General features: G+C 63.0%; 14 protein-coding genes. 10 read left to right on the plus strand and 4 right to left on the minus strand.

Going from position 1 to position 22,024, the window contains the following annotated elements:
* The first annotated feature begins 6 nt into the window (after positions 1 to 6).
* Together AC788_RS15355 and msrA are read left to right on the plus strand one after the other, a co-directional pair.
* The gene (locus AC788_RS15355) at positions 7 to 2,697 is read left to right on the plus strand and encodes a putative bifunctional diguanylate cyclase/phosphodiesterase (RefSeq protein ID WP_049861453.1); all 2,691 of its coding nucleotides are present in this window, start codon (positions 7 to 9) and stop codon (positions 2,695 to 2,697) included.
* A gap of 68 nt (positions 2,698 to 2,765) precedes the next feature.
* Positions 2,766 to 3,413 carry a peptide-methionine (S)-S-oxide reductase MsrA gene (gene msrA, locus AC788_RS15360; RefSeq protein WP_049861454.1) on the plus strand — a complete coding sequence of 216 codons (648 nt, stop codon included), beginning with the start codon at positions 2,766 to 2,768 and terminating at the stop codon, positions 3,411 to 3,413.
* A gap of 3 nt (positions 3,414 to 3,416) precedes the next feature.
* Here the strand turns inward: msrA and AC788_RS15365 are convergent, their stop codons facing one another.
* Together AC788_RS15365 and putP are read right to left on the minus strand one after the other, a co-directional pair.
* Entirely contained in the window at positions 3,417 to 4,256 is an 840-nt protein-coding gene (locus AC788_RS15365; protein WP_049861455.1) for a 23S rRNA (adenine(2030)-N(6))-methyltransferase RlmJ, read from the minus strand.
* A 236-nt stretch (positions 4,257 to 4,492) separates the two neighbouring features.
* Complete coding sequence (putP, locus tag AC788_RS15370) at positions 4,493 to 5,980, minus strand: sodium/proline symporter PutP (protein ID WP_049861456.1); 1,488 nt, start codon at positions 5,978 to 5,980, stop codon at positions 4,493 to 4,495.
* 394 nt (positions 5,981 to 6,374) lie between these two features.
* Here putP and putA point away from each other — a divergent pair, with 394 nt between their 5' ends.
* The 6 genes from putA to AC788_RS15400 all read left to right on the plus strand — a co-directional run bounded on the left by putA (position 6,375) and on the right by AC788_RS15400 (position 17,944).
* A complete protein-coding gene (gene putA, locus AC788_RS15375) occupies positions 6,375 to 10,328 on the plus strand; it encodes a trifunctional transcriptional regulator/proline dehydrogenase/L-glutamate gamma-semialdehyde dehydrogenase (RefSeq protein ID WP_049861457.1) in 3,954 nt (1,317 codons plus the stop codon).
* A gap of 208 nt (positions 10,329 to 10,536) precedes the next feature.
* On the plus strand, positions 10,537 to 12,279 hold the full coding sequence (locus AC788_RS15380) for a potassium/proton antiporter (RefSeq protein ID WP_049861458.1): 1,743 nt from the start codon (positions 10,537 to 10,539) through the stop codon (positions 12,277 to 12,279).
* A gap of 38 nt (positions 12,280 to 12,317) precedes the next feature.
* A complete protein-coding gene (gene mscK / locus AC788_RS15385) occupies positions 12,318 to 15,698 on the plus strand; it encodes a mechanosensitive channel MscK (protein WP_049861459.1) in 3,381 nt (1,126 codons plus the stop codon).
* 26 nt (positions 15,699 to 15,724) lie between these two features.
* On the plus strand, positions 15,725 to 17,170 hold the full coding sequence (selO, locus tag AC788_RS15390) for a protein adenylyltransferase SelO (protein WP_049861460.1): 1,446 nt from the start codon (positions 15,725 to 15,727) through the stop codon (positions 17,168 to 17,170).
* A gap of 169 nt (positions 17,171 to 17,339) precedes the next feature.
* Positions 17,340 to 17,603 (plus strand): type II toxin-antitoxin system HicA family toxin, encoded by a 264-nt coding sequence (locus AC788_RS15395; RefSeq protein WP_049861461.1) that lies wholly within the window; start codon positions 17,340 to 17,342, stop codon positions 17,601 to 17,603.
* On the plus strand, positions 17,600 to 17,944 hold the full coding sequence (locus tag AC788_RS15400) for a type II toxin-antitoxin system HicB family antitoxin (protein WP_049861462.1): 345 nt from the start codon (positions 17,600 to 17,602) through the stop codon (positions 17,942 to 17,944). The genes AC788_RS15395 and AC788_RS15400 overlap by 4 nt, the downstream gene beginning before the upstream one ends.
* On the opposite strand, the gene AC788_RS15405 is transcribed toward AC788_RS15400, so the two are convergent.
* A complete protein-coding gene (locus AC788_RS15405; protein WP_049861463.1) occupies positions 17,945 to 18,667 on the minus strand; it encodes an aspartate/glutamate racemase family protein in 723 nt (240 codons plus the stop codon).
* A gap of 156 nt (positions 18,668 to 18,823) precedes the next feature.
* Here AC788_RS15405 and trxC point away from each other — a divergent pair, with 156 nt between their 5' ends.
* Positions 18,824 to 19,267, plus strand: a complete 444-nt coding sequence (trxC, locus tag AC788_RS15410) for a thioredoxin TrxC (RefSeq protein WP_049861464.1) — start codon at positions 18,824 to 18,826, stop codon at positions 19,265 to 19,267.
* A gap of 471 nt (positions 19,268 to 19,738) precedes the next feature.
* On the opposite strand, the gene AC788_RS15415 is transcribed toward trxC, so the two are convergent.
* Positions 19,739 to 20,509: a ParA family protein gene (locus AC788_RS15415; protein ID WP_049861465.1), complete on the minus strand. Its 771-nt coding sequence runs from the start codon at positions 20,507 to 20,509 to the stop codon at positions 19,739 to 19,741.
* A gap of 187 nt (positions 20,510 to 20,696) precedes the next feature.
* Here AC788_RS15415 and AC788_RS15420 point away from each other — a divergent pair.
* Positions 20,697 to 22,024, plus strand: a 1,328-nt coding sequence (locus tag AC788_RS15420) for an MFS transporter (protein ID WP_082223688.1), incomplete at its 3' end; no start/stop codon positions are given.

Here is a 22,024-nt window from a genome sequence, read left to right on the forward strand (position 1 = left end):
TGTTCAATGAAAAGCCAGCCCGATGCCGCCAACCGCATGGTGGCCGAGGTAGTGACGCAGCTGCCGGTGCCCTCGCGCCTGGGCATGCTGCGTTTCGAGCGGCTGAACGAGGCCAGTTGGGCCCTGCTTTTCCTGGATCCGAACTGCGAACGCGTCTTTGGCCTGCCGGCGGCGGAGCTGTGCTCGCTGACCGGCTCGCCGTATGCGTGCCTGATGGAGCCGGCGGCCCGTCATCGTCTGCACGATGCCATTCAGGCGCAATTGGTCGACAGCACCCATTACGTCGTGCGCTATACCCTGCACAGCAACCAAGGCAGCTTGCACCTGATGGAGTTGGGCGAGGCGTTTCGCCAACGCAATCGACAGCTGTTGCGCGGCTACCTGGTGGTCGTCGACGACGCCGTCGATAGCGTGCTCGACAGCGCTGTGGAGCCGACCGGCGTGAGCAGTCCACTGCAAATGGCGCTTGAACTGAACCAGCTGGCGCAACGCGAACAACTGCAGCACCTGGAGCGCGCCAGCGCCCAGCAGGCCTTGATCCTGAGCCTGGCCCAGCAGCGCTACGGCACTCACAAGCCTTTGCTCGAAGCTGCGGAGCTGATCACGCGCAACGCCTGTGACATCTATGCCGTGGATTGCGCCAGCCTGTGGAATTTGCAGGGTCAGCAATTGCTGCCCATCACTGCTTATTATCGCGAGCGCCAGGCCCATGGCTGCCCGCAGGCGGTAGACCTGAGCGACTACCCGGACTATCTGACGGCGCTGCACACCAGTCGCGCTATCGACGCCAGCGATGTAGCCACCGATCGGCGCACGTGCCAGCTGGCGCCGTTGCTGGCGCTGCGCGACGTTCGCTCCGTGCTCGATGCCAGTATCCGCATCGACGGCCAAGTGGTCGGTGTCCTGTGCCTGGAGCAGAGTGGCGGCGGACGTGCCTGGCGCGCCGACGAGATTGCCTTTGCCGGCGAGCTCGCCGACCACTTCGCCCAGGTGATCAACAACCATGACCGCCGTGCGGCCACCAGTGCCTTGAACCTGTTTCAACGTGCGGTGGAGCAAAGTGCCAATGCCTTTCTGCTGGTCAATTGCGATGGCGTGGTGGAGTACGTCAACCCCAGCTTCACCGCGATCACCCAGTACAGCACCGAGGAAGTCCACGGCAAGCGCCTGGCGGATCTACCCGCTCTGGAGAACCTCAGCGAACTGCTGTTCGACGCGCCATCGAGCCTGGCCAACGGCAACAGCTGGCAAGGCGAATTCAAGAGCCGGCGCAAGAACCTGGAGCCCTATTGGGGCCAGTTGTCGATCTCCAAGGTCTACGGCGATGACCGTGAGCTGACCCACTACATCGGCATCTATGAGGACATCACCCAAAGCAAGCTGGCCCAGCAGCGCATCGAGCGCCTGGCTTATACCGACAACCTGACCAATCTGGGCAACCGCCCGGCGTTCATCCGCAGCCTGGACGAAAGCTTCGCTCACGACAGCGACCGGCCGATCAGCCTGATGCTGGTGGACATCGATAATTTCAAGCGGATCAACGACAGCCTCGGCCACCAGACCGGCGACAAGCTGTTGGTCAGCCTGTCGCGTCGCCTGCGCAACAGCCTGAGCCCGGCCGGCAGCCTGGCACGCTTTGCCAGCAACGAGTTCGCCGTGCTGCTGCACGACACCGACCTGGAGGCCGGCCAGCGTATCGCCCAACAGGTGCTGCTGACCCTCGACAAGCCGATGTTCGTGGACAACCAGTTGATCAACGTCACCGGCTCCGTGGGCCTGGCCTGTGCGCCGCTACACGGGCGTGACCCGCAGACCCTGATGAAAAACGCCGGCCTTGCCCTGCACAAGGCCAAGGCCAACGGCAAGCATCAAGTGCAGGTGTTCACCGAGGCGCTGAACGCCGAGGCCAGCTACAAGCTGTTCGTGGAGAACAACCTGCGGCGCGCCTTGACCCAGAATGAACTGGATGTGTTCTACCAGCCCAAACTGTGCCTGCGCTCGGGTCGCCTGCTGGGCATGGAGGCGCTGCTGCGTTGGAACCACCCGGAAAAAGGCATGATCCGGCCCGATCAGTTCATCAGCGTGGCCGAAGAGACCGGCTTGATCATCCCCATCGGCAAGTGGATCGCCCGGCAGGCCTGCCGCATGAGCAAAGCCATGACCGCCGCTGGCCTCGGTCGCCTGCAGGTGGCGATCAACCTGTCGCCCAAGCAGTTTTCCGACCCCGACCTGGTCGCTTCCATCGCCAATATTCTGCAAGAAGAAGCGCTGGACGCCTCGTTGCTGGAGCTGGAGCTGACCGAAGGCTTGCTGCTGGAAGCCACCGTGGACACCCATCAGCAACTCGACCAGCTCAAGCGCCTGGGCCTCACCTTGGCCATGGACGACTTCGGCACCGGCTATTCTTCGCTCAGCTACCTGAAGAAATTCCCCATCGATGTGATCAAGATCGATCGCAGCTTCATCCACGAGATCCCGGACAACCAGGACGACATGGAGATCACATCGGCCGTGATCGCCATGGCGCACAACCTCAAGCTCAAGGTGGTGGCCGAGGGCATCGAGACCGCCGAGCAACTGGCATTCCTGCGCCGTCAGCGCTGCGATGTGGGCCAGGGCTATCTATTCGACAAGCCGATTCCCGGCGCCGAGCTGATCGAACGGCTCAAACGCTACCCCCGCGGGCCGGCGGTCTGACGTTCTCGGCGAATTCGGGCAAACTGCAGGTCTGAAGGTTTGCCCGCACACGAGAGAGGAACAGCACGATGGTCCTGCGTTCGGAAATTCTGGTGAAGAAACAAGACTTGCCCACCGCTCAACAGGCCCTGCCCGGCCGGGACACCGCGATCAGCGTACCGGAGGCGCACTTCGTCAACGGCAAGCCGCTGCAGGGTCCCTTTCCCGAGGGGCTTGAAACAGCAATTTTCGGCCTCGGATGTTTCTGGGGCGCGGAACGTCGCCTGTGGCAGCAGCCTGGCGTGTACACCACGGCGGCCGGTTACGCCGGCGGCATGACGCCCAACCCGACCTACGAGGAAACCTGCTCGGGACTGACCGGGCACAGTGAAGTGGTGCTGGTGGTGTTCGACCCGCAGGTGACGTCCTACGAAGCGTTGCTGAAGGTGTTCTGGGAGTCGCACAACCCGACCCAGGGCATGCGCCAGGGCAACGACATCGGGACTCAGTACCGCTCGGTGATCTACTGCACAACCCCGCAGCAACTGGCCGCTGCCGAGGCGACCCGCGACGCTTTCCAGGCCGAGCTGACCGCAGCCGGACACGCCGAGATCACCACACAGATCGAACCGGCGCCGACCTTCTACTACGCCGAGGCGTATCACCAGCAGTACCTGGCCAAGAACCCGCAAGGCTATTGCGGGCTGGGCGGAACCGGGGTGTGCCTCACACCCTGAGGGTCATTCGGCGATCAGCCAGTCCATCTTCCAGCCGCCCTGGCTCTGGCCGAGCAGATTGGCCAACCAGGGCATCAGCGTGTTGAGCTCTTCTTCCAGCCCCCACGGTGGGTTGGAAATGACCAGGCCCGAGCCGTTCAGGCTCTGTGGCGTGTCCAGCGGGTGCACCAGCAGCTCCACGCGCAGAAGCTTTGGCGCGCCGCTGCTGGTGAGCTCCTGGTAGAAACGCTTGAGGGCGCGCGAATCGTCCTTGATCGGGTACCAGATGGCAGCCACGGTCTGGCGCATGCGGCCGATGGTTTCTTTCATGGCCTTGGCGCAGCGCTGCAACTCGTCCAGTTGTTCGAACGGCGGATCGATCAGCATCACCGCGCGTTTTTCGGCCACGGGCAGCAAGGCTCGCGGCACGTGCCAGCCCTCGCCCAGGTGCACCGCCACCCGCGGGTCCTTCTTCATGTTGTCCTTGAGCAACTGGCCATCGTCCGGATGCTTTTCGTTGAGCAGCACGCGGTCCTGCTGGCGCATCAGCCGCCGCGCCAGCTCGGGCGACCCTGGGTAGTAACGCAGCTCGCCTTCGGCGTTGAGGCGGTTGATCACCTTGACGTAGTCGTCGGTCAGCGCGGGGCGGTCGGTGGCCTGCCACAGGCGGGCGATGCCTTCGAGCCATTCACCGGTGCGGGTCGCCTGGTCGCCGCTCAGGTCGTACAGGCCGAGGCCGGCATGGGTGTCGATATAGGCGAACGGCTGTTCCTTGCGCGACATCAGCGCAATCAACCGGGTGAGGACGATATGTTTGAACACGTCGGCGTGATTGCCGGCGTGGAAGGCATGACGATAGTTCATGGGGACTCCTGCAGATGGGCAGGAGTCTAGCATTTCAGATAGGATTTTTGCGGAGGCTGGACGGGCCCTTTCGCGGGCAGAGGGCTCAGCCGCCCGCCCCGCTCCCACAGGACGGCAGAGAACATGTGGGAGCGGGCTCTGCCCGCGAAGAAGGCAGCGCGCACCACCTGATGTACGCGGTGTGTCTTTCGCGGCCGATGACCGCTCCTACGGAGGAGACGGTAGCCAGCAATGCATCACTTGCCTTGGTGGAAAGCCGCCTCGGCGCGTTCGAAGCGGCTGATCATGGCCGGTGACGGACCACGGCCCAGCTTGCTGACGATCACGATGGACAGGCTGGCAAACGCGAAGCCCGGAATGATCTCGTACAACCCCAGCAGCTCGAAGTGTTTCCAGAGGATCACCGTCGCCGCGCCCACCAGAATGCCGGCCAGGGCGCCGTTGCGGGTCATGCCTTTCCAGACCACCGAAATCAGCACCACCGGCCCGAATGCCGCGCCGAATCCTGCCCAGGCGTAGCTGACCAGACCCAGCACGCGATTCTCGGGATTGGACGCCAGCCAGATCGCGACCAGCGCCACCAGCAACACCATTATGCGACCGACCCAGACCAACTCGCGCTGAGACGCGCCCTTGCGCAGGAACGCTTTGTAGAAGTCCTCGGTCAGGGCGCTGGAGCACACCAGCAACTGGCAGCTGAGGGTGCTCATCACTGCCGCCAGGATGGCCGACAGCAACACGCCGGCAATCCACGGGTTGAAGAGGATCTTGGCCAGTTCGATGAACACCCGCTCGTGGTTTTCATTCACTGCACCTGCCAGCCCGGGGTTGGCCGAGAAATAGGCGATGCCGAAAAAGCCCACGGCCACGGTGCCGCCCAGGCAAAGGATCATCCAGGTCATGGAAATGCGCCGGGCCTTGGCGATGGATTTCACCGAGTCGGCGGCCATGAAGCGCGCGAGGATGTGCGGTTGGCCAAAGTAGCCAAGGCCCCAGCCCAGCAGCGAAACGACGCCGATGAAAGTGGTGCCGCGCAGCATGTCGAAATTGGCCGGGTTCTGCGCCTCGATGGCCAGGAACGCCGTGTCGACACCGCCGGTGGCCAGCACCACGACGATGGGCGTGAGGATCAAGGCGAAGATCATCAGCGTGGCCTGCACGGTGTCGGTCCAGCTGACCGCCAGGAAGCCGCCGACGAAGGTGTAGGCGATGGTCGCCGCGGCGCCAGCCCACAAGGCCGATTCATAGGACATGCCGAAGGTGCTTTCGAACAACCGCGCGCCGGCGACGATGCCGGATGCGCAATAGATGGTGAAGAACACCAGGATCACGACCGCGGAGATGATCCGCAACAGGCCGCTGGTGTCTTCGAAGCGCCCGGCAAAATAGTCCGGCAAGGTCAGCGCGTCGCCGTTATGTTCGGTCTGCACGCGCAGCCGGCCCGCGACGAACAACCAGTTCAGGTAGGCGCCGATGATCAGGCCGATGGCGATCCAGACCTCCGAAAGACCCGACAGGTAGATCGCGCCCGGCAGGCCCATGAGCAGCCAGCCGCTCATGTCCGAGGCACCGGCCGACAATGCGGTGACCACGCTGCCAAGGCTGCGTCCGCCGAGAATGTAGTCGGAAAGGTTGTTGGTGGAGCGGTAGGCGAACAGGCCGATCAGGACCATGGCAGCGATGTAGATCACGAAGGTGATCAGCGTGGGATTGCTGACACTCATGGGGTGTCTCCTTGCTTTGTTTTTATGAGCCTGCGAGCGCGCTTCGGCGTTCATGACGCAGGTCGGCAGATTGCAAAACGTGCGGGTTGACCTGGAGGGGGCCGAACTTTAGGCCGGCATTACGGGCAGGCGCAACCCTTTTGGCAAGCAAGTTGCACCTTTGGAAACATCTGGATAAACACGACGCATCTGCTTCCTTTCGGAGCATTTGCCTGTTTACGGGTACACACCCGCACCGGATTTGTGCAGATTCAACCCATGCAAAAAGGTTTTCCGTCGAGCGGTGCAACTTTCATCCAGATCAAGGTTGCACCTAGTTGCACCCCGCAAAGCGCACGGCTAATCTTGCCGCCGGCTTTATTGCCACGCACCGTGGCCCTGATGAGGACAAGAAATGGCAACCACCACCCTGGGCGTCAAGCTGGACGACCCGACCCGCGAACGCCTCAAGGCTTGCGCGCAGTCCATCGACCGTACGCCGCACTGGTTGATCAAGCAGGCGATCTTCAACTATCTGGAGAAGCTTGAAGGGGGCGCAACGCTGACCGAGCTGTCCGGGGCCGGGGTGAGTGGCAATGACGACGCGGGCGATATTCTGCCGGACCACGCGCACCAGTGCTTCCTCGAATTCGCCGAAAGCATCCTGCCGCAGTCGGTACTGCGCGCCGCGATCACTGGCGCCTATCGTCGTCCCGAGCCAGAGGTGGTGCCGATGCTGCTGGAGCAGGCACGCCTGCCGGCCGACATGGCCGATGCCACCAACAAGCTGGCGGCGCGCATCGCCGAGAAGCTGCGCAACCAGAAAAGCGCGGGCGGTCGTGCCGGGATCGTTCAGGGCCTGCTGCAGGAATTTTCGCTCAGCTCCCAGGAAGGCGTGGCCTTGATGTGCCTGGCCGAAGCACTGCTGCGCATCCCCGACAAGGGCACCCGCGATGCGTTGATCCGCGACAAGATCAGCACCGGCAACTGGCACCCGCACCTGGGCAACAGCCCATCGTTGTTCGTCAACGCTGCGACCTGGGGCCTGCTGCTGACCGGCAAGCTGGTGTCCACGCACAACGAATCGGGCCTGTCGTCTTCGCTCAGCCGCATCATCGGCAAGAGCGGCGAGCCGATGATCCGCAAGGGCGTCGACATGGCCATGCGCCTGATGGGCGAGCAGTTCGTCACCGGCGAAACCATCGGCGAAGCCCTGGCCAACGCCAGCAAATTCGAGAGCAAGGGTTTCCGCTACTCCTACGACATGCTGGGCGAGGCGGCGCTGACCGAGCACGATGCGCAGAAATACCTGGCCTCCTACGAGCAGGCGATCCACTCGATCGGCAAAGCCTCCCACGGCCGCGGTATCTATGAAGGCCCCGGCATCTCGATCAAGCTGTCGGCGCTGCATCCGCGCTACAGCCGGGCCCAGTACGAGCGCGTGATGGAAGAGCTGTACCCGCGCCTGCTGTCGCTGACCCTGCTGGCCAAGCAATACGACATCGGCCTGAACATCGACGCCGAGGAGGCAGATCGCCTGGAGCTGTCGCTGGACCTGCTCGAACGCCTGTGCTTCGAGCCGCAGCTGACCGGCTGGAACGGTATCGGCTTCGTCATCCAGGCCTACCAGAAGCGCTGCCCGTATGTGATCGACTACGTCATCGACCTGGCTCGTCGCAGCCGTCATCGCCTGATGATCCGCCTGGTGAAAGGCGCCTACTGGGACAGCGAAATCAAGCGCGCCCAGGTCGAGGGCCTGGAAGGCTACCCGGTGTACACCCGCAAGGTGTACACCGACGTGTCCTATGTGGCCTGCGCACGCAAGCTGCTGTCGGTGCCGGAAGTCATCTACCCGCAGTTCGCGACCCACAACGCCCATACGCTGGCGGCCATCTACCACATTGCCGGCCAGAACTATTACCCCGGCCAGTACGAATTCCAGTGCCTGCACGGCATGGGCGAACCGCTGTACGAGCAGGTCGTGGGCAAGGTTGCCGATGGCAAGCTGAACCGTCCATGCCGCGTGTATGCACCGGTCGGCACCCATGAAACGCTACTGGCCTACCTGGTCCGGCGCTTGCTGGAGAACGGCGCCAACACCTCGTTCGTCAACCGTATCGCCGATCAGTCCATCTCCATTCAGGAACTGGTCGCCGACCCGGTGGCCACCATCGAGCGGATGGCGACCCAGGAAGGCCAGTTCGGCTTGCCGCACCCGCGCATCCCTCTGCCGCGCGATCTGTACGGCAGCGACCGGGCCAACTCGGCCGGCATCGACATGGCCAACGAACATCGCCTCGCATCGCTGTCGTCCGCCCTGCTGGCCACGGCTCACAACGACTGGAAAGCCCTGCCGCTGCTGGGCTGCGAGGCTAGCAACGAACCGGCCCAGCCAGTGCTGAACCCGTCCGATCTGCGCGACGTGGTCGGCCATGTTCAGGAGGCCACGGTCACCGACGTCGACAACGCCATTCAGTGTGCGCTGATCAACGGCCCGATCTGGCAGGCCACCCCGCCAGCCGAGCGCGCCGCCGTACTGGAGCGCGCCGCGGACCTGATGGAAGCCGAGATTCAGCCGTTGATGGGCCTGCTGGCCCGCGAGGCCGGCAAGACCTTCGCCAACGCCATCGCCGAAGTGCGCGAGGCCGTGGACTTCCTGCGCTACTACGCGGTGCAGGCACGCAATGATTTCAACAACGACGCCCATCGCCCGCTGGGGCCTGTGGTGTGCATCAGCCCGTGGAACTTCCCGCTGGCGATCTTCACCGGTCAGGTGGCTGCGGCGCTGGCCGCGGGCAACCCGGTGCTGGCCAAGCCTGCGGAGCAAACTCCGTTGGTGGCCGCTCAGGCCGTGCGCCTGCTGCTCGACGCCGGCATTCCTGAGGGCGTGCTGCAACTGCTGCCGGGCCGCGGTGAAACCGTCGGCGCACGGCTGGTGGGCGATGAGCGGGTCAAAGGCGTGATGTTCACCGGCTCCACCGAGGTGGCGCGGCTGCTGCAGCGCAACATCGCCGGACGTCTGGATGCGCAAGGGCGTCCGATTCCATTGATCGCCGAAACCGGTGGCCAGAACGCGATGATCGTCGATTCCTCGGCGCTCACCGAACAGGTGGTGATCGATGTGGTGTCCTCGGCATTCGACTCCGCCGGCCAGCGTTGCTCGGCCCTGCGCGTGCTCTGCCTGCAGGAAGATTCCGCCGACCGTGTGATCGAAATGCTCAAGGGCGCCATGGCCGAAGCACGCCTGGGCAACCCCGAGCGCCTGAGCGTGGACATCGGCCCGGTGATCGACGCCGAAGCCAAGACCGGCATCGAGAAGCACATCCAGGGCATGCGCGACAAAGGCCGTGACGTCTACCAGATGGCCATTGCCGACAGCGCCGAGATCAAGCGCGGCACCTTCGTCATGCCAACCCTGATCGAACTGGAAAGCTTCGACGAGCTGCAACGCGAGATCTTCGGTCCCGTGCTGCACGTGGTGCGCTACAAGCGTCGCGATCTGGATCAGTTGATCGCTCAGATCAACGCTTCCGGCTATGGCCTGACCCTGGGCGTGCACACGCGCATCGACGAGACCATCGCCAAGGTGATCGACAACGTCCATGCCGGCAACGTCTACGTCAACCGCAACATCGTGGGCGCCGTGGTGGGTGTGCAGCCGTTCGGCGGCGAGGGCCTGTCGGGCACAGGTCCCAAGGCCGGTGGCCCGCTGTACCTGTACCGCCTGCTGTCGACCCGACCCAACGATGCCATCGCCCAGTCGTTCCAGCGCAGCGACGCCGGGCTCGCCCCCGACGTGCGCCTGCGCGATGCCATGGGCAAGCCATTGCAGGCGCTGCAAGCCTGGGCTGCGAGCACTCAGCAGGCCGAGTTGGCACAACTGTGCGGCGAATTTGCCATTCAGTCGCAGAGCGGCGTGACCCGTCTGCTCGATGGCCCGACCGGTGAACGCAACAGCTACACCATCCTGCCGCGCGAGCACGTGCTGTGCCTGGCCGAGGTGGAAGCCGACCTGCTGGTGCAACTGGCGGCGGTGATGGCCGTGGGCTCCAGCGCAGTGCTGCCGGACAATGCCTTGAGCAAGGCCGTGCGCGCCCGTCTGCCCAAGGAAGTCCAGGCACGGGTCAAGCTGGTACCGGAGTGGAACAAGGACGAGGTGCTGTTCGACGCAGTGCTGCATCACGGTGATTCCGATCAGCTGCGTGCGGTCTGCGAGCAAGTCGCCAAACGCGGTGGTGCCATCGTCGGCGTGCACGGCCTGTCCCAGGGTGAAACCGGGATCTGCCTGGAGCGTCTGGTGATCGAGCGGGCACTGAGCGTGAACACCGCTGCGGCCGGCGGCAACGCCAGCTTGATGAGCATCGGCTGATGGTGACCGATTGAAGCTGATCGGTTCGACACAACGGGCGCCTCAGGGCGCCCGTTGTGTTTGTGGGCCGCGGACCCTGCGCGCTTGCCTGCGACGTATGGGCGGCGCCGGGCAAATCCTTTGACATACATGCGTTTACACGGGTTAGAATCCGTTGGCACGAGGCCTGCATGTTGCCGGTTCTGCCACTGCTTACGGAGTACTGCCCTTGGACGCCACCTTCATCAACAGCCTGTTCTTGATCGGCGCGTTGCTGGTGGGTGCAAGTATTCTGGTCAGCTCGCTGTCCTCTCGGCTGGGCATTCCCATTCTGGTGATCATCCTCGCCGTCGGCATGGCCGCCGGTGTGGATGGTGGCGGCATTATCTTCAACAACTACCCGACGGCCTACCTGGTCGGCAACCTGGCGCTGGCAGTGATTTTGCTCGACGGCGGCTTGCGCACGCGGGTTTCGAGTTTTCGCGTGGCGTTGTGGCCGGCGCTGTCGCTGGCCACGGTCGGGGTGCTGATCACCACTGCGCTGACCGGCGCGGTCGCGGCCTGGCTGTTCGACCTGAGCATGATCCAGGGGCTGTTGATCGGCGCCATTGTCGGCTCCACCGACGCCGCGGCGGTATTCTCGCTGCTGGGTGGCAAGGGCCTGAACGAGCGGGTGACCGCAACGCTCGAAATCGAATCGGGCAGTAACGACCCGATGGCGGTGTTTCTCACCGTGACCCTGATCGACATGATCGCCAGCGGCCAGACCGGTCTGCATTGGGGCCTGCTCGGCCACCTGCTGCGCGAGTTCGGCATCGGCGGCGTGATTGGTCTGGGCGGCGGCTGGGTCATGCTGCAACTGGTCAACCGCATCAACCTGGCCACCGGCCTGTACCCGATCCTGGTAGTGGCCGGCGGCTTGCTGGTGTTCGCCTTGACCAACGCCCTGCACGGCAGCGGCTTCCTCGCCGTGTACCTGTGCGGCCTGGTCATGGGCAACAAACCGATCCGTAGCCGCCACGGCATTCTGCACATGCTCGACGGCATGGCCTGGCTGGCGCAGATCGGCATGTTCCTGGTGCTGGGCCTGCTGGTCACGCCCCACGACCTGCTGCCCATCGCCCTGCCCGCCCTCGCCTTGGCGCTGTGGATGATCCTGATCGCACGGCCGCTGTCGGTGATGGTCGGCCTGCTGCCGTTCAAGGCCTTCCACGGCCGCGAAAAGGCGTTCATTTCCTGGGTGGGCCTGCGCGGCGCGGTGCCGATCATTCTGGCGGTGTTCCCATTGATGGCCGGGCTGCCGGATGCGCAACTGTTCTTCAATCTGGCCTTCTTCATCGTGCTGGTGTCGCTGCTGGTGCAAGGCACCAGCCTGCCGTGGGTGGCCAAGCTGCTCAAGGTCACCGTGCCGCCGGACCCGGCGCCGATCTCCCGCTCGGCCCTCGAAGTGCACATCACCAGCGAGTGGGAGTTGTTCGTCTATCGCCTGGGCGCGGAAAAATGGTGCATCGGCGCCGCCCTGCGCGAGTTGAAGATGCCAGAAGGCACGCGCATCGCCGCGTTGTTTCGCGGCCAGCAACTGCTCCACCCGTCGGGCAGTACGGTCCTGGAAGTGGACGACTTGCTGTGCGTGATCGGCCATGAGCACAACCTGCCCGCTCTGGGCAAACTGTTCAGCCGCGCACCACAACGCGGTCTGGACCTGCGTTTCTTCGGCGACTTCGTGCTCGAAGGCGACGCCGAACTGGGCGCCGTCTCGGCGCTCTACGGCCTCAAGCTCGACGGTCTGGATCCGCAGATGCCGCTCAGCCGCTTCATCATGCAGCGGGTCGGCGGCGCGCCGATCGTCGGCGACCACGTGGAGTGGAACGGCACGCTGTGGACGGTCGCGGTCATGGACGGGAACCGGATCATGAAAGTGGGCGTCAAATTCCCCGAAGGAAGTCGTCCAGGGCCTGGGCTCTTCCTCTAAACTGCCCATCTCTCTTCGAGCTGTACGACTTTTAACCTATGCGCAATTTTCTTTCCGCAGCCCTGCTGGGGCTGTGCATGGCTGTCGCCAGCGTTCAGGCTGCCGACCCGCTGAACCGTGAAACGGTGCAACAGAACCTCGACAAGATCGCCGAACGCAAGCTGCCAGAAGCCGACCAGAAGGCTCTGCAGCAAGTGTTCGAGCAGACCCTGGGCCTGATCGGCAACCAGGAAGACAACGAGCGCAAGCTGGCTGATCTCAAGCAGCAACTGGCCGATGCCCCCAAGCAGACCCTTGAGGCGCAGCGCGAACTGAGCCGCCTCAAAAGCACGCCGGTCCTCCCGGTGACTCAGCGCTATGCGACCTTGAGTGTGCCGCAGCTGGAGCAGATCTTCAGCGAGCGCACCACCGAACAAGGTGAGCTGCAGAAGGCGCTGTCCGACGCCAACAGCCTGATCATCACCGCGCAGACCCGCCCGGAACGCGCGCAGACCGAGATCAGTGCCAGCCAGAACCGTATCCAGCAGATCAACGGCATCCTCAAGCTGGGCAAGAACGACGGCAAGGCGCTGACGCCCGATACCCGCAACCAACTGGTGGCCGAACAGGCCTCCATCGGCGCCTTGATCAACCTGCGCCGCCAGGAACTGGCCGGTAACAGCACCCTGCAGGACCTGGGCAACGCTCGTCACGACCTGGTGCTGGAGAAAACCACTCGGCTGGATCAGGAAATCCAGGACCTGCAGACGCTGATCAATCAGAAGCGTCTGGCGCAGTCTCAGGAAACGGTCACCAAGCAATCGCTGGAAGCACAGAAAGCCGGCGGCAGCAGCGTGCTGGCCACTGAAAGTGCGACCAACGTCAAACTGTCCGACTATCTGCTGCGCAGCACCGACCGCCTCAACGAACTGACCCAGCAGAACCTCAAGACCCGCCAGCAGCTCGACAGCGTGACCCAGAGCGACCAGGCCCTGGATGAGCAGATCAGCGTGCTCAAGGGTAGCCTGCTGCTGTCCAAGATTCTCTACAAGCAGAAGCAGGCCTTGCCCCACCTGAAGGTCGACCGCGACCTGGCCGACGAAATCGCTGACATCCGTTTGTACCAGTTCGAGGTCAACCAACAGCGAGAAGCCATCAGCAATCCGGCAGCGTATGTGGATAACTTGCTGGCCAATCAGGCGCAGGACCAGAACACGCCGCAGTTGCGCAAAAGCTTGCTGGAGCTGGCGGTCACCCGCAGCGATCTGCTCGAACGGCTGAACCGAGAACTGAGCGCGCTGCTCAACGAATCGATCACCCTGCAGCTCAACCAGAAACAGTTGCTCAGCACCGCCCAAAGCCTGCGTGCCACGCTGGACGAGCAGATGTTCTGGATCCCCAGCAACAAGCCGCTGGATGACGAGTGGTTCAAGGCGGTGCCGCGGCGCCTGGAAAACCAGGTCACCACCCTGCCCTGGGCGTCCAGCGTGAGCGAACTGACCGACGGCCTAGTGCAGCGACCCTTGCTGTTCCTGCCGCTGCTGTTGGTGATCGGCCTGCTGCAATGGAAGCGCGCGTTTCTCTACCAGAAACTCAATGCGGTGCATCAGGACATAGGCCACTTCAAGCGCGACCGCCAGTGGCATACGCCTGCCGCTATCCTGATCAACATTCTGCTGGCCATGCCTATGGCCCTGGGCCTGGCCCTGTGCGGCTATGCCCTGTTGATCGATGCCCGCGGGCAGAATGCCGGATTGGGCGCGGCCATGTTGCAGATCGCCCAGGCGTGGCTGGTGTTCTATACGGCGTACCGAATCCTCGCCCCCGGCGGCGTGGCCGAGCTGCATTTCCGCTGGGAGCGGGCGCAGGTGGCCTTTCTGCAAGGCTGGGTGCGCCGCCTGGGCTTCGTCGTGCTGGCACTGGTTTCGGTGGTGGCGGTGGCCGAACTGCAACCCTCGGCGCTGGCCGATGACGTGCTCGGCATCGCCGTGGTGCTCACCTGTTATGCATTGATGGCCTGGTTGCTGGGACGGTTGCTGATCAGCAGCCCGACGCACAAGAGCGCTTCACTGTTTCGCCGCGCCATCGGCCTGCTGTTCACCGCGTTGCCGATCGCGCTGTTCGTGGCGGTCTGCTTCGGCTACTACTACACCGCGCTCAAGCTCACCGACCGGCTGATCGACACCCTGTACCTGCTGATGATCTGGCTGGTCATCGAAGCCGCGTTCGTGCGAGGGCTGAGCGTCGCCGCCCGGCGACTGGCCTACCAACGGGCGCTGGCCAAGCGACAGCTGGCCAAGGACAGCGGCGAAGGCGAACCGGTGGCCGAAGAGCCGACCCTGGACATCGAACAGGTCAACCAGCAATCCCTGCGCCTGGTGCGCCTGGCCTTGCTGGCCGGTTTCATCGGCGCGCTGTATTGGGTCTGGAGCGACCTGATCAGCGTCTTCGCCTACCTGGACAACATCACCCTGTACGAATACACCAGCGGCACCGGCGCCGCCATGAGCATGGTGCCGATCAGCCTGAGCGACTTCATCGGTGCGGCCATGATCATCGGCATCACCATCGTGCTGGCCGGCAACCTGCCGGGGCTGCTGGAAGTGTTGGTACTGTCCAAGCTGAACCTGGCCCAAGGCAGCGCCTACGCCACCACTACCCTGCTGTCCTACGTGATTGCCGGTGTCGGTTTCGTGTCCACGCTGTCGACCCTGGGGGTGAGCTGGGACAAGCTGCAATGGCTGGTCGCGGCCTTGTCGCTGGGTATCGGTTTCGGCATGCAGGAGATTTTCGCCAACTTCATCTCCGGCATCATGATTCTCTTCGAGCGCCCGGTGCGCATCGGTGACACCATCACCATCGGCAACCTGTCGGGCACGGTGAGCAAGATCCGTATCCGCGCGACCACGATCACCGATTTCGACCGCAAGGACATCATCGTCCCCAACAAGACCTTCATCACCGGACAACTGATCAACTGGTCGCTGACCGACACCATCACCCGGGTGACCTTGAAGCTGGGCGTGGACTACGGCTCGGACCTGGACCTGGTGCGGACCCTGCTGCTCAAGGCGGCACGGGACAATCCACGGGTGCTCAAGGAACCGGAGCCCCTGGTGTATTTCCTCAACTTCGGCGAGAGCACCCTGGACCACGAGCTGCGCATGCACGTGCGTGACCTGGGCGACCGCAACCCGGTGCTGGACGAGATCAATCGGTTCATCAACAAGGAATTCAAACGCCAGAACATCAATATTTCGTTCCGGCAGATGGAGATCTACCTGAAGAACACCACCGGCAAAGAGTACAAGCTGGTGCCCGCCGAGCCAGGCGAGAGCACCGGCACCCTGCAGCCGGCCGCCACGCCTGCACAGGCGGAGCCGCCGAGCACGCCTCGGGTCGTCGACGCACCCCAGCCGCCCCCCTCGAAACTTGACTGAGCGCACTACGCCCACGGAGAACGCACATGAAAGGCCTCGACGAACTGATTTTCGACAACCGCTTCGCCCGCTTGGGCGACGTCTTTTCCACTCACGTTCTGCCGGAGCCCATCGACAACCCACGGCTGGTGGTGGCCAGCGATGCAGCCATGAGCCTGCTGGACCTGGACCCTGCGTGTGCCCAGACGCCGCTGTTCGCCGAGCTGTTCAGCGGCCACAAACTGTGGAGCGAAACCGAGCCGCGGGCGATGATCTATTCGGGTCATCAGTTCGGCGGCTACACCCCTCAGTTGGGCGACGGCCGCGGCGTACTGCTCGGCGAGGTATACAACGACGCTGGCGAACACTGGGACCTGCCCCTCAAGGGCGCCGGACCCACGCCCTACTCGCGCCGAGGCGATGGCCGCGCGGTGCTGCGCTCCTCGATCCGCGAATTCCTGGCGTCCGAAGCCTTGCACGCCCTGAGCATTCCCAGCAGCCGCGCCCTGTGCGTGATCGCGTCGGACACGCCGGTATGGCGTGAAAAGCAGGAACGCGCCGCCATGCTCCTGCGCCTTGCGCCGAGCCACGTGCGTTTCGGTCATTTCGAATACTTCTACTACACCCGCCAGCCCGAATTGCAGAAACAGTTGGTCGACCATGTGCTGGCGGCGCATTTTCCCGGCTGCGCGACCCAGCCTGAGCCCTACCTGGACATGTTCCGCGAGATCGTCGAGCGCAACGCCGAGCTGATCGCGCAATGGCAGGCCTACGGCTTCTGTCACGGGGTGATGAACACCGACAACATGTCGATTCTGGGCATTACCTTCGACTTCGGACCGTTCGCCTTTCTGGATGACTTCGACGCGAACTTCATCTGCAACCACTCCGACCACGAAGGCCGCTACAGCTTCAGCAACCAAGTGCCGGTGGCACACTGGAACCTGAGCGCCCTGGCTCAGTCGTTGACACCCTTGATCGAAGTGCCGGCGCTGCAGGAAGCATTGGGGTTGTTCCTGCCACTGTACGAGGCTGCCTATCTGGACATCATGCGGCGGCGACTGGGCTTCACCCTGGCCGAAGACGGCGACAAGGTGCTGCTCGAACGTCTGCTGGGGCTGATGCAGAACAGCGGCGTGGATTACAACCTGTTCTTCCGGCGCCTGGGCGAAGTCGGCGCGCTGGCCGTGCTGCGCGATGACTTCGTCGATATCCAGGGCTTCGATGCCTGGGCGGCCGATTATCAGGCGCGCATGGATCGTGATGTGGTCGACGGTCGTACCGAGCGCATGAATCAGGTCAATCCTTTGTACATCCTGCGCAATTACCTGGCGCAGAAAGCCATCGATGCCGCCGAAGACGGCGACTATTCCGAGGTGCGGCGACTGCACCAAGTGCTCTCGAACCCGTTCGAAGCGCAACCGGGCATGGAGCGCTACGCGGAACGCCCACCGGAGTGGGGCAAGCATCTGGAGATCAGTTGTTCGTCGTGAGGGGTGGCTGACTCTCTATTATCAACGGCATGCATCGGACACCGCCTACATCGCTTTCAAGCCTGTCCGACTGCCGTTTCGTTGCAACCAGCACATCATCGTGTGCCCCTAAATCTCTATCTGGAACGGTACCTATTTCTGGTACCATTTTAGAGTACGGAGCGTTACGATGAACCCTTCAAAGCTCAAACACATTGACGTGCTTGAGGCGATCTACGCTCGCCCTGTGTCAGGAACAATCCGCTGGTCACGCATCGAGCGATTGTTCATCGAATTGGGAGGCAAGGTGCAAGAGCGGGAAGGCTCACGAGTGGCGGTAGTTCTTTTCGGGACCGTGCGGGTGTTCCATCGCCCTCATCCGTCCCCGGAAACCGATAAGGCCGCAGTGGCAAGCATCCGCAATTGGCTGGCAGTCAACGGAATCGAACCATGAACAACATCATGATCATCGACGGCCATCGGGCCGTCATCCAGTACGACCCGGAAGTCGGGACTTTTCGCGGGGAGTTCATCAATCTGAATGGCGGTGCGGACTTTCACGCCGACAGCGTCAGCGCATTGAAGACCGAAGGCGCCGAGTCGTTGCGAGTATTTCTGCAAGTGTGCGCAGAGGAAGGGATCGAGCCAGTCAAATGCTACTCGGGGAAATTTCAGCTCCGGCTGCCTGAAACGCTGCATGCCCAGGTCACTGAAGCGGCGGCTGCGCTGGGCGTCAGCATCAATCAGTTCGTGCAGCGCAGCCTTGAGCATGAGCTCAAGGCGGTGAAGCTGTAATCACGTTTTTGCCCAGTCAGACTCGCCACTGCGGCTCAATAACCAGCGTAGGCCGCTCTGCACATGGACCTGAGTGCTATCGATCAGCGGCAACGGCGCCTCGACGCCCTGCAGAAGAAGGCCGATCTCGGTGCAGCCCAGAATGGCTGCCTGCGCGCCTTGGCTGTGAAGACTTTCAAGGCAGGCCAGGTAGTACGCCTGCGATACCGAGGTGAACTGTCCTTGGCACAACTCGGAAAAAATGATCCGGTCGATCTCTGCCATTTGCGTCTCTTCAGGCAGTACCACCTCGATACCATAGCGCTCGGCCAGCCGCAGACGATAAAATTCCTGTTGCATGGTGAAGCGTGTGCCGAGCAAGGCCACTCGCTGGAAACCGCCGGCTTGCAGGGCATCACCTACTGCATCGCCGATGTGCAGTAAGGGGATCTCGACCGCTTGCTCGATGGCATCGGCAACCTTGTGCATGGTGTTGGTAGCCAGCACTATCGCGCCCGCCCCCGCTCGCTCCAATCCGCGCGCCGCGTCGGACAGCTGGACACCCGCAGCCTGCCAGTCCCCGGCCTTCTGCAGGGCGGCAATGCTGGCGAAGTCGACTGAGTGCAGCAGCAAAGGAGCCGAGTGAAGTCCGCCCTTTGCGTCTCTGTAGCCTTCGTTTATCAGTCGATAGTAGGAGGCGGATGATTCCCAGCTCATCCCACCCAGAATGCCGAGCAGCGCCATGGCCTGTTCCTGATTGCAATTTGGGTTTGACTCTACTGGGCAGCGGTCAAACGCTACAGATACAGTCGGCGGGCAATCGGCACGTACAGCGCCGGTTGATATCCAACTATGCCGCCTCCACATACCTGTGGTGCATTCATACAACCGGAGCGCGGCATGAGCGACTCACTGGTAATCCCCTGCCCGCATTGCAACGGGCTCAACCGCATTCCTGCTTCGCGCCTCAAAGACCAGCCCAAGTGCGGGCGGTGCAAGGCGGCGGTGTTGCTCGATACACCCTTCGAGCTGACTCAAGGCGACTATGCCAGCCAGATCAAAGGCGATTTGCCGTTGCTGGTGGACGTCTGGGCCGACTGGTGCGGGCCGTGCAAGTCCTTCGCACCGGTATTCGAACAGGCGGCGGCACAACTGCAGGGCCGCTGCCGACTCGCCAAGCTGGACAGCCAGGCCAACCCGCAGCTGTCCACGCAACTTGGGATCCGCTCGATACCGAGCTTGATCCTGTTCAAGAATGGTCGGGAAGTCGCGCGGCAGAGCGGTGCAATGCCGCTGCCACAGTTAGTGGGCTGGCTACGCGCCCACGGGATTGTTGATCGGTAGGAACCTGAAGAATTGCATAGCGGCCCTGACGCGGCTTGCGCCGCTGCTACGGGGGGTCGGGGTGTTCCTGTAGGAGCGGCGCGAGCCGCGTCGGCGGTGCATGCGGTGCACCTGGACGCCCGGGTGGAGGCTGGGGGCGGCGTGCGCCGCTGCTACCGGGATCGCGGTGTTTGTGAAGCAGGGGCGCGAGCCGCGTCGGCGGTGCATGCGATGCAACTGGAGGACCGCGGTGAGGCCGGACGCGGCTTGCGCCGCTGCTACAGGGGATCGCAGTGTTTCTGTTGCCGCGGCGCGAGCCGCGTCGGCGGTGCACGCGGGGTATCTGGGGGGCCGCGTTGAGGCCGGACGCGGCTTGCGCCGCTGCTACAGGGGATCGCGGTGTTTCTGTAGCAGCGGCGCGAGCCGCGTCGGCGGTGCATGCGGTGTACCTGGAAGACCGCGTCGGGGCCGGACGCGGCTTGCGGTGCGGGTTCAGGCTTGTTCGAGCAGGTTGTGCAGCTCAACGAATTGCTGGGTCAGCTTGTGCCGCGGGTCCAGATGGATCAGCGGGATGTTCAGTTCATGGGACTCGCGCATCTTCACCGAGCTGTTGAGATACACCGGCAGCACGGGCAATCCCTCCGCGATGAGTTCGTCGAGCATCTGCTGAGGCAGGCTGGCGCGAGGCTGGAACTGGTTGACCACGATACCTTCGACTTCAAGGCCCTCGTTATGGTCTTCCTTCAACTCGGCGATTTCATCGAGCAAACCATAGAGCGCATGCCGGGAAAAGCTGTCGCAATCGAAGGGAATCAACACACGGTCCGCCGCGATCAAGGCTGATACCGCATAGAAATTCAGCGCCGGTGGTGTGTCGATATAGATCCGATCGTACTCTTCGCTGAGCTCGTCGAGCAGTTTGCGCAGCTTGTTGATCTTGTGCTTGGCTTCCAGCTTGGGCTGCAGGTCTGCCAGCTCTGCAGAAGCCGTGATGACATGCAGGTTATCGTAAGGCGTCTCGTGAATGTCCACCTTGCCTTTCTTGCTGGCTGGTCCGGACGACAGGATCTGTTTGAAGAAATCCGCGATGCCCATCGGAATATCGTTACCGGTCAACCCGGTAAGATATTGGGTGGAGTTGGCCTGGGCATCGAGGTCGATCAATAACGTACGAAAGCCCTCGTTGGCACTCACGGCCGCCAGGTTGCAGGCAATGCTGGATTTGCCTACCCCGCCTTTCTGATTGAACACCACGCGCCGCATCGATACGCCTCCATGACAGGCAAAGCCTTGAGTGTAGTGACCAGAATATTACAGTTGCTAGCGCGCCGGGATGTTCATTCTCGGATTTTTCCTACAATCTGCTGCAACCAGCGCGCGAGGTGTTGGCAGAAATCATTAGCCAGCTATATAGTTTTCCAACCCCTGCCGCCCCAACTCCGAGGTCACCGTGAAGACTGCTGTCGCGCCTCCTGCGCAAGCTGTTGATACCCCTCATCAAAACGCCAATTCCTTCAACGAACAGTACATCGAAAAAGGCACCCCGCAGTTCCTGCGAACGGTCCTGGCCTTGTTCAGCGGCGGCTTCGCCACCTTTGCCCTGCTCTACTGCGTACAACCCATGATGCCGATCCTGTCACAGGAGTTCGGCATCAATGCCGCCCAGAGCAGCCTGGTACTGTCGGTGGCGACCGGGATGCTGGCCATCGGCTTGTTGATCACCGGGCCGATCTCCGACAGCATCGGGCGCAAGCCTGTCATGGTCGCGGCGCTGTTCTGCGCTGCGGCGTGTACCATCGGCAGCGCGTTGATGCCGAGCTGGGACGGTGTCCTGCTGCTGCGCGCCCTCACCGGGCTCAGCCTCAGCGGACTGGCGGCGGTGGCCATGACCTACCTCAGCGAAGAAATTCACCCTCAGCACATCGGCCTGGCTATGGGCTTGTACATTGGCGGCAACGCCATCGGTGGCATGAGCGGACGCCTGATCACCGGGGTGCTGATCGACTTCGTCAGCTGGCACACCGCCCTGCTGGTGGTCGGCGGCCTGGCCCTGGTCGCAGCAGCGGTGTTCGTTAAAATCCTGCCCGAATCGCGCAACTTCCGCCCACGCAGAATGAACCCGCGCGGCTTGATCGAAGGCTTCACCATGCACTTCAAGGACGCCGGCCTGCCGTGGCTGTTCCTCGAAGCGTTTCTGTTGATGGGCAGCTTCGTCACCCTGTTCAACTACATCGGCTATCGCCTGCTGGCCGAGCCATACAGCCTGAGCCAGGCCTTGGTGGGATTGCTCTCGGTGGTGTACCTGGCTGGCATCTACAGCTCGGCACAGGTTGGTTCCCTGGCTGACAAGCATGGGCGGCGCAAGGTGTTCTGGATGAGCATCGTGCTGATGTTCGCAGGTCTGCTGGTGACCCTGTTCAACCCGGTGCCGGTGATTCTGCTGGGGATGCTGATTTTCACCTTCGGCTTCTTCGGCGCGCATTCGGTGGCCAGCAGCTGGATCGGTCGCCGAGCGTTGAGGGCCAAGGGGCAGGCGTCTTCGTTGTATCTGTTCAGTTATTACGCAGGATCGAGCGTCGCCGGGACGGCGGGGGGCATGGCCTGGCATTACGGCGGCTGGACGGGGGTGGGCGGGGTTTTCGCGGGGGCGTTTACGGCGGGGTTTGGGGGGGCCGGGAGGGTGGCGTGGGTGGCGGGCGTGGGGGGGTCTGCGCGCGTGAGCAAGGTCGCGCAGGCATCGCGGTCGAGGCGGCGGGTGGTCGGCTGTGGGGGGGGGTG

The sequence above is a fragment of the Pseudomonas sp. RIT-PI-a genome, assembly GCF_001187875.1.
GTDB classification, from domain to species: Bacteria; Pseudomonadota; Gammaproteobacteria; order Pseudomonadales; family Pseudomonadaceae; genus Aquipseudomonas; species Aquipseudomonas coleopterorum.

Bases quoted from the DNA above. Each gene is read 5' to 3' on its own strand.
- AC788_RS15355 (WP_049861453.1), top strand. From the start codon at position 7: ATGAAAAGCCAGCCCGATGCCGCCAACCGCATGGTGGCCGAGGTAGTG.
- msrA (WP_049861454.1), top strand. From the start codon at position 2,766: ATGGTCCTGCGTTCGGAAATTCTGGTGAAGAAACAAGACTTGCCCACC.
- AC788_RS15365 (WP_049861455.1), bottom strand. From the start codon at position 4,256: ATGAACTATCGTCATGCCTTCCACGCCGGCAATCACGCCGACGTGTTC.
- putP (WP_049861456.1), bottom strand. From the start codon at position 5,980: ATGAGTGTCAGCAATCCCACGCTGATCACCTTCGTGATCTACATCGCT.
- putA (WP_049861457.1), top strand. From the start codon at position 6,375: ATGGCAACCACCACCCTGGGCGTCAAGCTGGACGACCCGACCCGCGAA.
- mscK (WP_049861459.1), top strand. From the start codon at position 12,318: ATGCGCAATTTTCTTTCCGCAGCCCTGCTGGGGCTGTGCATGGCTGTC.
- selO (WP_049861460.1), top strand. From the start codon at position 15,725: ATGAAAGGCCTCGACGAACTGATTTTCGACAACCGCTTCGCCCGCTTG.
- AC788_RS15395 (WP_049861461.1), top strand. From the start codon at position 17,340: ATGAACCCTTCAAAGCTCAAACACATTGACGTGCTTGAGGCGATCTAC.
- AC788_RS15400 (WP_049861462.1), top strand. From the start codon at position 17,600: ATGAACAACATCATGATCATCGACGGCCATCGGGCCGTCATCCAGTAC.
- AC788_RS15405 (WP_049861463.1), bottom strand. From the start codon at position 18,667: ATGGCGCTGCTCGGCATTCTGGGTGGGATGAGCTGGGAATCATCCGCC.
- trxC (WP_049861464.1), top strand. From the start codon at position 18,824: ATGAGCGACTCACTGGTAATCCCCTGCCCGCATTGCAACGGGCTCAAC.
- AC788_RS15415 (WP_049861465.1), bottom strand. From the start codon at position 20,509: ATGCGGCGCGTGGTGTTCAATCAGAAAGGCGGGGTAGGCAAATCCAGC.